This is a genomic window from Acinetobacter sp. GSS19, assembly GCF_028621895.1.
Taxonomy (GTDB): Bacteria; Pseudomonadota; Gammaproteobacteria; order Pseudomonadales; family Moraxellaceae; genus Acinetobacter.
Genome location: NZ_CP117520.1, coordinates 1,889,952 through 1,905,387, shown reverse-complemented (window position 1 = coordinate 1,905,387; position 15,436 = coordinate 1,889,952). Strand labels below are relative to the sequence as shown.

Here is a 15,436-nt window from a genome sequence, read left to right as displayed (position 1 = left end):
GCAAATTTATTCAGGTTCTGATTATGTCTCAAGGCGCTTCTCCCTCACTGCAAGAACAACAATTTCTGCAAGCCCTACAACAAGCAATTGAAACACAAAATTTTGATCGGCTGGTGTTAAGCCAGTACAAAGGAGAGCTGGAGCAGCTGGAAAAAATGACTTGGCGCTTGATTGAACTGCAAGGACAAACGGTTTTGTCTTGTGTGTATCGTTACCAAACGCAAGATGTCACCAAAAATTATCCGCTTGAAGAAGCCCTTAGCCAGATTGAGCAGCTATTACAGTGTTGTAAGCAAGCCAATTTATTCAGCCTGGATCAGGAATGGCAACTGAAAAAGAACAAGAAAAAAGCCATACTGACTCAATCCAAAATCAAAACCGTGAAAGCCGCTTCGAATACTCCCGTGCAGGGACATGATCGCATCAAACAGCGTTATGTCGAGCAGGACCGTCTGTTCTTGCAACGTTTGGGCATTACTGACGAGAAAGCCGAGATCATTCCGAGCATGGCACGTAAATGGAAGCAGATTAACAAGTTTGTAGAAATCTTTTCCAATGCCTGGGAGCAATTACAGTTAGAACAGCAAGACATTCATGTGGTGGATTTTGGTTCCGGTAAAGGTTATCTGACTTTCGCACTGTATGACTATCTGCAGCATCAACATAAAACCCCCTACGTGACCGGCGTTGAGCTACGTTCGAATCTGGTGGAATTTTGCCAAAAAGTTGCCGAGGCTGAAGGTTTTAGCCGTCTGGACTTTTTCCAGGGCGATGTGCGCACCTACCATCCGGAGAAGCTGGATGTGATGATTGCGCTGCATGCCTGTGACATAGCGACTGACTTTGCCATTCATACCGGTATCCGCCTGAACGCCTCGATGATCATGTGCGCGCCGTGTTGCCATAAAGAATTGCGCCCACAACTGCAAAGCCCGGCAGTGTTGCAGCCGATGCTGCAATTTGGGATTCATGCTGGACAGCAGGCCGAGATGCTGACCGATACCATTCGTGCACTGTTACTCAAAGCCTATGGTTATGAAACTAAAGTCTTTGAATTTGTATCTCTGGAGCATACCAGCAAGAATAAAATGATTCTGGCAATTAAGCGCAGAGATTATCAGGCACCTGATGCCAAAATTCTGGCACAAATTCAGGCTTTAAAAGAGATGTACGGTATTCAACAGCATTCACTGGAATTACTACTGGCAGATCAGTTGGAGATTCAGGATGTCGGCTGTAAATGCTGATCTCAACAGACCAATGGCAGCCTGCGGGCTGCTTTTTTTTTGTATGATATTGAAGATAAATATATTTAAAAAATAAACGCAATCATGCAATTAAAAACAGCAGAACAATCACAGCGCTCTCGTTATTCGATTTGGTGGTATGCCTGTGTGGTCGGACTTGGACTGTATATTGGTTGGCTGGATTTTATCCCCTCTGCAGCTTGGCTAGACTTTAGCTTTTATACGGCCATGATCCTCAATGGTCTGATCGTGGTGGTCAGTGTGATTTATCTGAAGCGGCGACAGATCACTTGCCGTAAAGAAATACCGTCCTGGGTGTTACGCCAGGGCTTTTATCTGTTTTTGAGCTTTTTGCTTTATCTAATTCTTTGGGCGGGTTTGACACATGGTCTTGGGGCGATCTTGCATCAGGCGGTTGGCCAACCGGCACATATCGAGATGGTGGTTGAGCGTCAGCACACTAGCCAAAAAAATTGTCGTTATCAGCTGCGTGCTATAGCATTACAGCCTGACCATCCCACCTATGTTTGTATCTCAAGTACGCAATATTCGGCTTTCCCTGCACAGGCAACGCCAGTGAGGCTCTCCAGCAGAAAATCCGTTTTCGGTTTTACCGTGTCAGAATGGAATATTCTTTCCGCATCGGGAAAGTGAAAAATGAGCTGCATAAAATACAAAGGCAGTGCTAAATGCAGCTGCCTGTGATGATGAAATCTGAGATTTTAGGGTGATTTTAGCTGGGTTTAGTGACCAGCATGTGATGTCGGTGCGGTGTGCTGTTCTGCCGCTTCAAGTTTGGCATGTTCTTCGGCACTCATATTGCCATGTGAAGCAGGCATCGCGATTTCAGCTTCAGCCGCTTTTTTCTTTTGCTGGCTTGGCATGTAGTCGGGTTCATTGCTGACAGCGAGATAGAAAAAGCCAAGGAATACAAAACCTAACAAAATGACGATGCCTGTCGAGATCCAAGGGAATTTTTTAGCAGTTGAAGTAGGAGCGTTTGACATACCAGTACACCTGAAAAGAAATGGCAAAATCTGAAGGTATTCAAATTGAGCAAAATAAGAACACTGCAATTTATAGCATAATTTTAGTGTAATCGGGCATGCAGCTGGAAAAATAGAATTCGACTCACCTGTGTGCAGATGGAAATTTCAGGATCTGATCAAAGGGGAGGAGTCATTGAACGCGTATTTTGTGTTGAAAAAATAGGCTGCAGTAGATCAGGCAACCGATAAAAAAAGCCCAAGATCTTCACTTGGGCTTTTGCGGTTTGCTCAGGCTGATTTAGTGGTAACCGTGCAATTGGCGATATAGTCCTGGCGTCACTCCTGTCCATTTTTTAAATGCGCGATGGAAGGTACTGGTTTCACTGAAACCGACTTGCTGTGCCACGTCTTCTAAAGTGAGCTCTGGATTCAGCAATAAATGAATCGCCGCATCACGACGTAAGGCATCTTTCACGCCTTGATAGCTTTTGCCTTCAGCGGCCAGACGACGACGTAGGGTCTGCGGTGACAGATACAGCATTGAGGCAACGTCGTTCAAAGTTGGCATTTCTTCGCCAATCTGGCTTTTCAGGACATCACGGATCCGTGAGGTCAGGGAATTGGTATTTTTAAATTTCACCAAAAGATCGGCAGGGGCGGTTTTTAAAAATTCTTCCAGTGTTTCTTCGTTTTGGCGGATCGGTAAATCCAGATAATCCGCGGCAAAGGTGACTTCGGTGCGCGGGGCATCAAACTGCATGACCGGTGCAAAAAATAGCGCATCATATTCATCTGCATGTGCCGGACGTGGATAGCCAAAGTGTACACGTTCCAGAGGTAAACGACGGTCAATCAGCCAGGAGGCCAAGCCATGCCAGATCATCAGAATACTTTCAGTAATAAAGTGGTCAGGATCGCGATCAACGGGCACCTGTGGTACAAAACGCGCTTCGTGTTTGTCACGTTCTAAATTGACATTCCAGTCATCGCCAAACAGTTTATAAAACTGAGAAGACAGATCCAGTGCATCACCGAGGGTTTTGGCATGAATGATCAGCTGGCACATGATGGCAAACGTGCCCAGACGGCGAGGTTGATCGGCAAAACCGACATGTTCATCCTGCGTGACCATCCAGAGCATTTTCACAAAACGGGTATATTGTTCTGGCGAGATGCGGGCTTTCGGTTGGCGCAGCAGCTCCGCCTCAATCCCGACATGCGAGAGCAGGGTTTCGACATCCATACCGAGACGTTTGACGCCAGTTAAAGCCGCGTTGACAAAATGGATACTGATCGTGTCACGGCTCATATTTAATCCTTCAGTCTCTTTGATGTTCACTGCTGTTTGACCTAAATGACGCTTAAAAATGATGAATAACAGGCTGGCATTTTTTGCCAGGATGTCGATGATGCTTTTACAACAATTTGCCAAAATGTTCAAGGCAAATGGCAGAAGCGGGCATTGTCGAGGCACAGTGATCTTTATAAGATGTCTAAAAAAACAGGATTAAAAAAGGAAAAATACAATGACAGGCGCATTAAATGGACTCAAAGTACTGGATTTTTCAACCTTATTGCCAGGGCCTTTTGCCAGCATGTATCTGGCCGATCTCGGTGCCGAAGTCATTCATATTGAATCACCGACCCGGCCGGATTTAATTCGCCTGTTTCCACCCTATGCAAATGGTCAAGCAACGTCGCATAGTTATCTGAACCGCAATAAACAGTCGATTGCCTTGGACCTTAAGCAACCTGAAAATATCGAACGCATTAAACAGAAAATCGCGGAGTTTGATATTGTCATTGAACAGTTTCGTCCGGGTGTGATGCAGCGTCTGGGGCTGGACTATGCCACCTTGGCGAAATTGAATCCACGCCTGATTTACTGTTCGATTACCGGTTATGGACAAACCGGAGAGTATAAAGACCGTGCCGGGCATGACATTAATTATGTCGCCATTTCGGGCATTGCCGGGCATTGCGGTCGTGCAGAGAGTGGCCCCCCTCCGATGGGAATCCAGATGGCAGATGTGGCAGGTGGCTCCTTGCATGCCTTGGTCGGTATTCTTGCCGCCGTGGTAGAGCGGCAGCACAGTGGTCTGGGGCAATATCTCGATATTTCTATGACGGACTGTGTGGCCAGTCTCAACAGTATGGCTGCAGCTGCAAGTTTGGCTGGACAGGTTCCACAACAGCCTGAACAGGAACTGCTGAATGGTGGTTCGTTTTATGACTATTATCAAACCCAGGATGGCCGCTATTTGGCAGTGGCCAGTTTGGAGCCACAATTTCTCTCGGGGTTGGCCGCTGTGCTGGATCTGCCGATTTTACTGGAAAAAGCAGCCTCAACCGAAACCCATGATCGGCAACTAGTGAAACAGGCTTTAACTGAAAAGATCCGACAAAAGACCTGGGCAGAATGGCGGCATATTTTTCAGGCCTTGGATGTCTGTGTGGAACCGGTTTTAAGTTTGGAAGAAGCTTTAGATTCTCCATTGGCGGAGCAACGCGGCTGGGTAGTGCAAGTACCCTTGCATCCGGGCAGCAAAGAAACGGAAGCACAACTGGCCTGTCCGATTAAATTTTCCCGCTCTCAGTCACGTTATCAGTTTATTGGCCAAAAACTGGGTGAAGGGCAGTGGGAATAGCAAGATAGGCTCTACCTGTTGCCTGATTTCAGTGGGAACTGATCAGGAGTTTTTTCATGGAAATGAAGTCTAGCTATGCTTATCAGTAAAACCGCTATTAAATATGTAAAAAACGCATTTTATTGATGAGTAAAAGCTCGTTATGCTAGCGATCATTATTATGAATCTAGCTGTACGCCATGTATTTATATACAGATTTCGATCAACAACTGGTCAATGAACGAGTTGCCCAGTTCCGTGATCAAACAGAACGTTATTTAGCGGGTAAATTAACAGAAGACGAATACCGTCCGCTGCGTTTGCAAAATGGTCTTTATGTGCAACGTTATGCACCAATGTTGCGTATTGCAGTGCCGTATGGCCTGATGAATGCCAAACAGTTGCGTAAAGTGGCACAACTGGCGAAAGACTATGACCGTGGTTATGCCCATATCTCAACCCGTCAAAACATCCAGTTTAACTGGCCGGCGCTTGAGAATGTGCCTGATATGCTGCAAGAGCTGGCTACGGTTCAGATGCATGCCATCCAGACTTCGGGTAACTGTATCCGTAATACCACAACGGATCAGTATGCAGGAGTGGTTGCCGGTGAGATTGCCGATCCACGTCCAACCTGTGAATTGATCCGTCAGTGGAGTACCTTCCACCCGGAATTTGCATTCTTGCCACGTAAGTTCAAGATTGCTGTGTCTGCACTCGAAGAAACTGATCGCGCTGCAACATCGTTCCACGATATTGGTGTTTATATCGTGCGTAATGCGGCAGGCGAGTTGGGCTATAAAATCAAAGTAGGTGGCGGTTTGGGCCGTACTCCGATTATTGGTTCAGTCATCAAAGAGTTCTTGCCGCGTGAAGACCTGATTGCTTATCTTGAAGCGGTATTGCGTGTCTATAACTTGCATGGTCGTCGTGATAACAAGTACAAGGCGCGGATTAAGATTCTGGTCAAAGCCTTAACCCCTGAAGTCTTTGCACAGAAAGTTGAGGCTGAATTCGCCTATACGCGTGAAAGCCTGAAAATTCAGCCAGAAGTTTTACAGAAATTGGATGATGTTTTCACACCATTTGCTTATCAAGATTTACCTGATGAAGATTTCAGTGCGTTATTTGCTGAATATCCGAAATTCAAGCAATGGTTCAATATCAATACTCACGCACACAAAGTGACGGGTTATCGTATTGTCACCATTTCACTGAAACGTGCAGGGGTTGCCCCAGGGGATGTTTCTACCGAAGAAATGAACCTGATTGCGGATTTGGCTGATCAATATACCTTCGGTGAGTTGCGTACCACCCATGAGCAGAATATTGCTTTGGTGGATGTTCCGCAAAAAGATCTATTCACCGTATGGCAGACTCTGGAACAGGCTAATCTGGCACGTGCTCATATTGGCTTCTTGACCGATATTATTTGCTGTCCGGGTGGTGATTTCTGTTCATTGGCGAATGCAAAGTCGATTCCAATTTCAGAGGCCATTAGCCGCCGTTTTGATGATCTGGATACCATTTATAACTTGGGTAAACTGGATCTGAATATTTCAGGTTGTATGAATGCCTGTGGCCATCACCATGTCGGAAATATCGGGATTCTCGGTGTCGACAAAAAAGGTGCTGAATTCTACCAGATTACCTTGGGGGGCAATGCAGACCACGATGCTTCAATTGGTGACATTCTTGGACCATCATTTGCAGCAGAAGCCGTACCGGATGTGGTCGAAGAAATCTTGAATACTTATCTTGACTTACGTCAGGAAGGCGAAAGCTTTATTGACACTTACCGCCGTGTCGGGATTCAACCATTCAAGGAGCGTGCATATGCTTAATATTGCATTGCCTGTGCTGTATAAAGATGGCACGGTTCTCGAGAATACTTACCAAGCAGTGCCAGAAGATGCGGTATTGCCACAAGGTGATGTGGTACTCACCACAGCGCAGTTGGAATTGTTGCCACAAGTACAAGCTAAAAAAGCGTTGTACTTGACTGTGAATGATTCACCAGAAAACCATCAATACCCACTTGATCAGCTGGATACGATCTTTATTGAGTTTGCTGGATTCAATGATGGTCGTGGTTATTCGTTTGCTGCGCTACTACGCCGTCAGGGATTCCAAGGGGAATTGCGTGCGATCGGTGATGTCTTCAAAGATGTCTTGAATTATATGAAGCGTTCAGGGTTTGATAGCTTTGTGATCAAAGAAGGTAAAGATATTGTCGAAGCCGCTGCTGGTCTCTCTGACTTTACTCATCCTTATCAGGCTTCAACAGCCGTACAGCAAGCACACTATCAAACGGGTGCTTCTGCTTAATAGTGATGCCTCAATAAAAAACCGGACTACTGTCCGGTTTTTTATACTTTAAACTTTTTTAAAGTGATGTTTCTATTTAAAACTCATATATTGAAATACTCCATATTCACATCTTTTAGCATGTTGTGGGGTGTTCGACACGTGTTTGCCCCATCATACTGAGCACCAGCTTCTGATGCTGTTCGATTTGATGTGCACAGTAATAAAAGCTGCCATTGGAGCCGCGTGGTAAACCACTATCTCCTTGAAAGGTGACACTACTGCTATTGAGTGTTCCTTGCCAGCTTAATGCACCATATTTCAATGGATCCTGATGTTGACTTAGAACGGGTTCATTTGTATCGACTTGCCGATTTTTGTTGTAGTCGATAAAAACCAAAAAACCTTGATTCCAGTGGTTGCTTTGGCAACTGCTCTGATCAGGTGATGAACATATCACGACATTGGTGCGATAGATAGCGGCTGAGTTCTTGGCTTTTTGAATATGAAAATCCAGTAGGCGAGTAATATTTTTTGCTTCTGCTTCCGCCATAAACCGATGGTAATACGGCATTGCAAGGCTCGCGATAATTGCAATCACTGCAATCGTAACGATGAGTTCAATAAGCGTAAAACCATTATTCTTATTGTTTAACATGGTCGAGACCTGATTATAAAAAACAAGAAAAGAAAGATGAATTGTTGAGTTTTTACTGTTTATCTTTTATTCGTCAGAGATACTGTTAAGATAGAGCTGCAAAAACAATAAGTGAACTCGCGGCTGAAATTGAGTGAATATTTACTGAAATACAACGGAAATTGTAAGTAATTTTGTCAATAATTCGCTTGATTAGAATTATCAAACACTTGGAAAACCTTTTAAGTGTTTGTATGATGCAAAGTGAGTAGCTTAAAAATAATACTGAGATGCGAAAGTGATCTCAGAATGTAAAGAAAAATTTTAGGCCGAGCTTGAAAACAAATGTTATCTCTGGAGGATAATCCATGAAAATGAATCGTATTGCACTTGCTCTATTAGTTGCTGCACCATTCGCTGCTGCGAATGCAGGCGTTACCATTACTCCGTTAATGGCTGGTTATACTTGGAACGAAACTCAGCATAATAATGGTGGAAAATTATTATCCGATGTAAATGGGGTTGATTGGTCAAATATTGATGAATTACAAGATGATGTATTTGTTGGCGCTGCTCTAGGCGTAGAGTTGACTCCATGGTTAGGTTTTGAGGCTGAATATTCGCAGGTTAAAGGCGATATTAAATGGGCTGCCAACAACAATGACGTCGATGGTGAATATAAGAAAAAGCAATTGGCTGGTAACTTTTATGTAACGTCTGATCTTATTACTAAAAATTATGACAGCAAGATCAAACCTTACGTATTATTAGGCGCAGGTCATGTAAAATATGAAGGCAAAGCTGCAAATGGTTATACTGACTATGCAGGATGGGAAGAGGAAAGCACCATTGGTAATGCTGGTGTAGGTGCATTCTGGCGTTTGAACGATGCACTGTCTTTACGTACCGAAGCACGTGGTACTTATAATTTTGATAATAAATTCTGGGATTATACTACGCTTGCTGGTCTAAACGTTGTGCTTGGCGGTCATTTGAAGCCGGCTGCACCAGTAGTTGAACAAACTCCAGTAGTTGCGCCAACACCAGTAGTTGAACCACAACAACCACAACAGTTGACTGAAGATTTGAACATGGAACTCCGTGTATTCTTCGATACCAACAAGTCAAACATCAAGCCACAATACAAGCCTGAAATCGCGAAAGTTGCTGAAAAATTGGTTGAATATCCAAATGCAACTGCACGTATCGAAGGTCACACAGACAACACTGGTCCACGCGCATTGAACGAACGTTTATCTCTTGCACGTGCAAACTCTGTGAAATCTGCACTTGTAAACGAATACAATGTTGATCCATCTCGTTTGTCTACTCAAGGCTTCGCATGGGATCAACCAATTGCTGACAACAGCACTAAAGAAGGTCGTGCGATGAACCGTCGTGTATTCGCGACCATCACTGGTAGCCGTACTGTCGTTGCTCAACCAGCAGCACAACAACCAGCTCAATAATCTCTAACGAGATTATAAAAAACGGCTCTTAGGAGCCGTTTTTTTATTGTGGATCAGGCAAAACGTGATCTTGCCAATTTTATAAAATCAAAAGCTTTAATCGGTTGTTGTAAAGCTAAAATTCACAGGGCATCGCTAGAGGTGGATGATGGAACTTATTCTTGTCCATCAATTTCAGAAAATGAGAGCACCGATTATTTTAGTGTCTGATACTTGCATATAACACTTTAAAGCCCTGTGTATCAGTCAAGATCTGGCATTGACCGAAGCTACGCTCCAATAAAGGTGGGTAATTTAAAAATCGGTTAGCGACAATCCAAAGTTCACCAGATGGCTTGAGATGCTGTTTGGCCTGCTGGCACAGTTGCTCACTGGCATCATAATCGGTATGAATTCCCTGATGGAACGGTGGATTGCTCACAATTGCATCCAGATCATCAGGTGCATCTGCAATTCCCGTCACTGGGAGTACCTGTAAACGCTCTGGATTTAGTTGATTGATTTCGAAGGTTAATTGAGTCGATGCCAGCGCAAAGGCATCCACATCGAGCGCATAAATCTGGTTTTCCGGATTCAAACTGGCCAGATAGCAACTGATGACACCCGCCCCACAGCCAAAATCCGCAATTTTTCCAGCTTTGACCTGAGTCAAATAAGGCAACAAGACTGCTGTTCCGATATCGAGCTGTTTCTGGCTGAATACCCCCGGCAAGGTACAGATGGATAATTCTTTATGCGCCGTATGTACCGTATAGGTTTTTAACCAGTCTTGTAGAGCCTTTCTTTCAGGTTGCTGAGCACTTTGCATTTGCCACATTTGGCAGTGTCGAGCACTGTCGATTTTGATGGCTTTGCCAAATACCTGTAGCTGTTTGGCTGCACGCTCAACCCCCCCTTTCTTCTCACCGATGAGAAAAATCTGGGCACCTAGTTTAATTTGGCTTAAAACTTGATTGAGCAGATAGTCGAGTAGTTCTCGTGATTTGGGTACAAAAATCACAGCCTGATTGAAATCAGCTGTTGGACATTCAATCAAAAAATGCGAGGTGATTTGCTGGCCAAGAAAGTATTGGTGATCGGCAAAATTCCAGGTCCAGACTTGCCCAGTGATCGGCAAAGGCAATTGTTTGAGCAAGCTATCACGAGGCGGATTAATAAATAAAACCTCTCCATCAAGCAGATCAATTTGTCGCAACACCACTTCACTTCGAGGATCCATACTTTTCCATTCTTTCATCTAACGGCCTGTGCTAGGCATATAAGGTTTCTTTTCGCTGAATAGCTTAATTTGAATTGACAGAGGCGGGAAGGGATAAGTGCAAGATTCTATTCATTTGTGCGATGAACCGCTTCAGGATTGTAAATAGATTGAGCCAAATGGCCGATGAGATGATCTAGACCATTCAACAAAGATTGGATGAGTAGCCTGTTTTTATGAGGTATCCTCATTTTATTCATATGTCTGTTGAAGCATAAGAAGGGCTGACGTTATATACCTGTTTGGATGTACAGCGTATGTTTGTTGATCATTTTTGAAGGTGGCCATTCAATTTGCCAGGCAAGGGATTTAAAAATTTGCTGTTGAACGCAGCCGAGTTATGATCTTTATTTTCTGAATTGCAAGGAGATGTTACAGCATTTTTGGCTTAAATTATGATCAAAGTCGAAGGAGATTGATAAACAGAGGAGGGGGAGTCAGATTATTTTTTGTTGAATCCCAAGCATTAACAGACATTTCGATCAAAATATCGATGTTAACTGTCCTGAAGATAAGACAAATTAGGCAATTAAACACCTCAGCAAAAAAATCAGGTTTCGTCAATAAACTGTCACTACTCAAGAGTAGTGTTTTTTTGTATAATTTGCCCTCAAAATTTTAAACGTATCGAATTTCATGTCAGATATCAAAACTCTCCGCAACATCGCAATTATTGCGCACGTTGACCATGGTAAAACCACTCTTGTCGATAAACTTCTTCAACAATCAGGTGCACTCGGTGAACGAGCGGGCGAGATTGAGCGTGTCATGGACTCAAACGCGCTAGAATCAGAGCGTGGTATTACGATTCTTGCAAAAAATACGGCCATCAAATGGTTAGACAAGCGTACTGATACTGAATACCGTATCAACATCGTGGACACCCCGGGACACGCCGACTTCGGTGGTGAAGTAGAACGTGTATTGTCGATGGTAGACTGTGTACTGCTCCTTGTAGACGCACAAGAAGGTCCAATGCCACAAACTCGCTTTGTAACACAAAAAGCGTTTGCTCGTGGTTTGAAACCAATCGTGATCATTAACAAAGTCGACAAGCCAAGTGCACGTTGTGACTGGGTAATCGACCAAGTATTTGACTTGTTTGACAACTTGGGCGCGACTGACGAACAGTTAGACTTCCCGATTGTCTATGCTTCAGGTCTACGTGGTGTGGCTGGTCCAGCACCAGAAGAACTTGCTGAAGACATGACTCCGTTGTTTGAAACCATCGTCGACATCGTAGAGCCACCAGCGGTGGATGTTGATGGTCCATTCCAAATGCAGATTTCATCGCTCGACTATAACAGCTTCGTGGGTGTTATCGGTGTGGGTCGTATTCAGCGTGGTTCTGTAAAAACCAACACACCTGTAACTGTGATTGATAAAGATGGCAATACACGTAACGGCCGTATCTTGAAAATCATGGGTTACCATGGTCTAGAGCGTGTTGATGTTGAATCTGCTGCTGCGGGTGATATCGTATGTATTACCGGTATTGATGCACTCAATATTTCTGACACGATCTGTGATCCGAAAAATGTTGAAGCATTACCAGCACTTTCTGTAGACGAACCAACCGTATCGATGACCTTCCAGGTGAATAACTCACCATTTGCGGGTAAAGAAGGTAAGTTCGTGACTTCACGTAACATCCGTGAACGTCTGGATCGTGAATTGATTCATAACGTGGCGCTTCGTGTAGAAGATACTGACAGTCCAGACCGTTTCAAGGTTTCTGGTCGTGGTGAGCTGCATCTTTCAGTATTAATTGAAAACATGCGCCGTGAAGGTTTCGAAATGGGCGTATCTCGTCCGCAAGTAATCATCAAAGAAGTTGATGGTGAAAAACAAGAGCCTTATGAAAACGTAACCTTTGACGTTGAAGAACAGCACCAAGGCGCTGTAATGGAGCAAATGGGTCACCGTAAAGGTGAAATGACCAATATGGAAGTGGACGGTAAAGGCCGTATCCGTATTGAAGCGACTGTTCCTTCACGTGGTTTGATCGGTTTCCGTTCTGAATTCTTGACCATGACTTCTGGTACAGGGATCATGACGTCAAGCTTCTCGCATTATGGCCCTGTAAAACAAGGTAGTGTTGCGAAACGTCAAAACGGTGTATTGATTTCGATGGTTCAAGGTACTTGCTTGGGCTATGCATTGTTCAGCTTGCAAGACCGTGGTCGTCTATTTGCTAAGCCACAGTTGGAAGTTTATGAAGGGATGATCGTGGGGATTAACTCGCGTTCAGACGATATGGTGGTTAACCCAACTAAAGCGAAACAGTTGACCAACGTTCGTGCATCGGGTACTGATGATGCATTGACCTTGACTCCGCCAATCGAATTCACGCTTGAACAAGCACTTGAATTTATTGAGGATGATGAGTTGGTGGAAGTAACACCTAAATCGATCCGTATCCGTAAGCGTTATTTGACTGAAAACGAACGTAAGCGTAACCGCGACAAATAAGTTATTCAGTGAAGTTGAAAAAACCGCTAACAGCCGTTAGCGGTTTTTTTGTGAACATAAGTTACAAAATGAAACTGGCGTGTGATAAAAAATTGCTAAAGTAACAATAACTACTGACTAATCATCACCCTATAAAAACACTGAAAAATGGTGTCTGGAGTTTCTATGAGTATCATTCAAGAATTTAAAGAATTTGCTATTAAAGGCAATATGATGGATTTAGCCATCGGGGTCATCATTGGGGGGGCATTTGGTAAAATCGTCGACTCTCTGGTGAAAGACATTATCATGCCGATCATTACCCTGATCACTGGCGGCGGCGTGGATTTTACCCAAAAATTTATTGTCCTTGGGGATAATCCGAATAATTTGCAGTCTTTGGATGAATTGAGCAAAGCGGGTATCAACGTATTGACCTATGGAAACTTCTTGACCATTTTAATTAATTTCATCATTTTGGCTTGGGTGGTATTCCTGATGGTGAAAATGTTGAACCGCATGCGTCGTACTAAAGAAGAAGCACCGGCAGCACCCGCAGCAACGCCCGAAGACATCCAGTTGTTGCGCGAAATCCGGGATGAGTTGAAGAAAAAGGCTTAATGATTTTAACGTTGAAAAACGGTGCTCAAAGCACCGTTTTTTATTCTTCGGATGATTGTAGGACTGGTGTTTAGACAGATTCCATTTTAACATGCGGCCGATTCGCAAAGGGATGAGTTGTTGATGAACCGATTATTTGTCTATGGAACACTGTGTCCAGGTCGTGAGAACGCCCATATTTTAGAGCCGATTGGCGGAACCTGGAGGAAAGGTTCTGTGCGGGGTGAGGTGCATATTCTGGATTGGGGACCAGATCAAGGTTTACCAGCGATCGTGCTGGATCCTGAAGCCGGTAAAGTGGAGGGTGATCTGTTAACGACTGAACAGCTGGCTCAGCACTGGGAGCGGATTGATGCGTTTGAAGGGGCACAATATGAACGTGTACCGGTACAGGTTGAACTCGACACGGGTGAAAAGACCGATGCCTGGATTTATGTCATGAAAGAGATGAAGTAAAAACAGTCCGTAAAGACAGCCATCCACTGATGGCTGTTAAGTTTTGTGATTAAAAATCCATACGGAATTTGATTTCCAGTAAATGCCAGCCAAACTGGCTTTTGATCGGGCCATGCAGTTCGCGTTCCTTTAAGCTAAACACGGCTTTGTCGATCGGGCCAACCAGTTGCCCTTTTTTGACTTCACCCAGTTCGCCACCACGTTTGGCTGAGTTACAGGTCGAGTGCTGCTTGGCCATTTTGGCAAAGTCTGCGCCGTCCCTGATTTTCTTTTTCAGCTGTTCCGCAAGTTCTTTATCTTTGACCAAGATATGACGCACAATTGCGGTTTTCATGCTTTTCTTCCTCGGCTGGATTTAACGGCCAGTGTTTTGCTTTTCTTTAAGGGTTGGCATTGCGGGCAGAACACACTGGCTCGCTGGCCCAGTTTTAGGTTTTCTAGCATGGTTTCACAGTTCACACACATCTCTCCGGCACGGCCATAGGCCAGTAGGGTTTGCTGGAAATAGCCATTTTCTCCCATGGCATTGGTGTAATCGCGTAATGTTGAACCACCGAGCTCAATCGCGAATTTCAGGATACGTTTGATTTCCTGCACCAACTGTTCAATCTGTTGCATATTGAGCGTGGAAGCCGGTTGTGCCGGGTGAATCCCCAAATTAAATAGACTCTCGGTCGCGTAGATATTGCCTACGCCGACCACGACGTGGTTATCCATGATGGCAACCTTGATCGCCGTCTGTTTGTTTTTGAGTTTCTCGGCTAGATAGCCAGCATTGAAGGATTCAGATAAAGGTTCTGGCCCCAAGGTATCCAACAGCTTGTGCTGTGTTTCCGGATTGAGCCAGAGAATGCAACCAAAGCGTCGCGGGTCATGATAACGCAGCTGGATATCATCAAATTGCAGAATCAAGTGATCATGTTTGCGTAGTTTATCCTCTGCCGCACATAAGCGAAAACTGCCCGACATGCCCAAGTGCCAGAGCATGCTGTCCTGTTCAAACTCGGCCAGAATATATTTGGAGCGACGCGTTAACTTCAGCAGTTTTTGTCCTTGCAGCTTGTCTAGATCCTCCGGAATCGGCCAGCGTAGACGTGATTCACGTACTTGAACATGCTGAACGGTCTGTTCAAGCAGGGGCAATAAACTGGTTTTCGTGGTTTCGACTTCAGGTAATTCAGGCATGATCAGTTCAGCAAGCGAGGATGCAGAGAAAATTGGGGCGGAAAGCTTATTTTACAAGAAAATATAGTCGATTTTGCAGTCCTGTGCCTATTTGTAGTAGATGCAGAGGATTTGCTCATTCCCTCGCTTTGCCAAACATCAATGACACAACCGACTCACGTGAATCCAGTTTCTAGACCGTTAAAAAGT

General features: G+C 44.4%; 15 protein-coding genes. 9 read left to right on the top strand and 6 right to left on the bottom strand.

The features are described from left to right. Positions 1-23 precede the first annotated feature (23 nt). On the top strand, positions 24-1,247 hold the full coding sequence (locus PGW99_RS09165; RefSeq protein WP_273777369.1) for a class I SAM-dependent methyltransferase: 1,224 nt from the start codon (positions 24-26) through the stop codon (positions 1,245-1,247). 84 nt (positions 1,248-1,331) lie between these two features. After that, positions 1,332-1,901 carry a hypothetical protein gene (locus tag PGW99_RS09160; protein ID WP_273777368.1) on the top strand — a complete coding sequence of 190 codons (570 nt, stop codon included), beginning with the start codon at positions 1,332-1,334 and terminating at the stop codon, positions 1,899-1,901. An 89-nt stretch (positions 1,902-1,990) separates the two neighbouring features. On the opposite strand, the gene PGW99_RS09155 is transcribed toward PGW99_RS09160, so the two are convergent. Both PGW99_RS09155 and PGW99_RS09150 read right to left on the bottom strand, forming a co-directional pair. Beyond that, positions 1,991-2,254, bottom strand: a complete 264-nt coding sequence (locus PGW99_RS09155) for a hypothetical protein (protein WP_273777367.1) — start codon at positions 2,252-2,254, stop codon at positions 1,991-1,993. Positions 2,255-2,534: 280 nt separating this feature from the next. Continuing rightward, positions 2,535-3,545 carry an AraC family transcriptional regulator gene (locus tag PGW99_RS09150; protein ID WP_273779491.1) on the bottom strand — a complete coding sequence of 337 codons (1,011 nt, stop codon included), beginning with the start codon at positions 3,543-3,545 and terminating at the stop codon, positions 2,535-2,537. 217 nt (positions 3,546-3,762) lie between these two features. On the opposite strand from PGW99_RS09150, the gene PGW99_RS09145 reads away from it, so the two are divergent. The 3 genes from PGW99_RS09145 (at position 3,763) to PGW99_RS09135 (ending at position 7,191) form a co-directional block, all read left to right on the top strand. Then, positions 3,763-4,884, top strand: coding sequence for a CaiB/BaiF CoA transferase family protein (locus tag PGW99_RS09145; protein ID WP_273777366.1), 1,122 nt, complete (start codon positions 3,763-3,765; stop codon positions 4,882-4,884). Between the two features lie 179 nt (positions 4,885-5,063). Further along, complete coding sequence (locus PGW99_RS09140) at positions 5,064-6,707, top strand: nitrite/sulfite reductase (protein WP_273777365.1); 1,644 nt, start codon at positions 5,064-5,066, stop codon at positions 6,705-6,707. Beyond that, complete coding sequence (locus tag PGW99_RS09135) at positions 6,700-7,191, top strand: DUF934 domain-containing protein (RefSeq protein WP_273777364.1); 492 nt, start codon at positions 6,700-6,702, stop codon at positions 7,189-7,191. The genes PGW99_RS09140 and PGW99_RS09135 overlap by 8 nt, the downstream gene beginning before the upstream one ends. 115 nt (positions 7,192-7,306) lie before the next feature. Here the strand turns inward: PGW99_RS09135 and PGW99_RS09130 are convergent, their stop codons facing one another. Continuing rightward, positions 7,307-7,828 (bottom strand): GspH/FimT family protein, encoded by a 522-nt coding sequence (locus PGW99_RS09130; RefSeq protein WP_273777363.1) that lies wholly within the window; start codon positions 7,826-7,828, stop codon positions 7,307-7,309. Positions 7,829-8,175: 347 nt separating this feature from the next. Between PGW99_RS09130 and omp38 the strand changes: the two genes are divergently transcribed. Further along, a complete protein-coding gene (gene omp38, locus PGW99_RS09125; RefSeq protein ID WP_273777362.1) occupies positions 8,176-9,276 on the top strand; it encodes an outer membrane protein Omp38 in 1,101 nt (366 codons plus the stop codon). 199 nt (positions 9,277-9,475) lie between these two features. On the opposite strand, the gene PGW99_RS09120 is transcribed toward omp38, so the two are convergent. Then, on the bottom strand, positions 9,476-10,495 hold the full coding sequence (locus PGW99_RS09120) for a class I SAM-dependent methyltransferase (RefSeq protein ID WP_273777361.1): 1,020 nt from the start codon (positions 10,493-10,495) through the stop codon (positions 9,476-9,478). 675 nt (positions 10,496-11,170) lie between these two features. Between PGW99_RS09120 and typA the strand changes: the two genes are divergently transcribed. The 3 genes from typA (at position 11,171) to PGW99_RS09105 (ending at position 14,062) form a co-directional block, all read left to right on the top strand. Continuing rightward, positions 11,171-13,006 carry a translational GTPase TypA gene (gene typA, locus PGW99_RS09115; protein WP_273777360.1) on the top strand — a complete coding sequence of 612 codons (1,836 nt, stop codon included), beginning with the start codon at positions 11,171-11,173 and terminating at the stop codon, positions 13,004-13,006. 165 nt (positions 13,007-13,171) lie between these two features. Next, positions 13,172-13,606 (top strand): large conductance mechanosensitive channel protein MscL, encoded by a 435-nt coding sequence (gene mscL / locus PGW99_RS09110; protein WP_273777359.1) that lies wholly within the window; start codon positions 13,172-13,174, stop codon positions 13,604-13,606. 123 nt (positions 13,607-13,729) lie between these two features. Next, positions 13,730-14,062 carry a gamma-glutamylcyclotransferase family protein gene (locus PGW99_RS09105; protein ID WP_273777358.1) on the top strand — a complete coding sequence of 111 codons (333 nt, stop codon included), beginning with the start codon at positions 13,730-13,732 and terminating at the stop codon, positions 14,060-14,062. Between the two features lie 49 nt (positions 14,063-14,111). Here PGW99_RS09105 and PGW99_RS09100 read toward each other — a convergent pair whose 3' ends face one another. Further along, positions 14,112-14,396, bottom strand: a complete 285-nt coding sequence (locus tag PGW99_RS09100) for a peptidylprolyl isomerase (protein WP_273777357.1) — start codon at positions 14,394-14,396, stop codon at positions 14,112-14,114. Next, complete coding sequence (gene mutM, locus PGW99_RS09095) at positions 14,393-15,247, bottom strand: bifunctional DNA-formamidopyrimidine glycosylase/DNA-(apurinic or apyrimidinic site) lyase (protein WP_273777356.1); 855 nt, start codon at positions 15,245-15,247, stop codon at positions 14,393-14,395. Before mutM ends, PGW99_RS09100 begins: the two co-directional genes overlap by 4 nt. Positions 15,248-15,436: the final 189 nt, after the last annotated feature.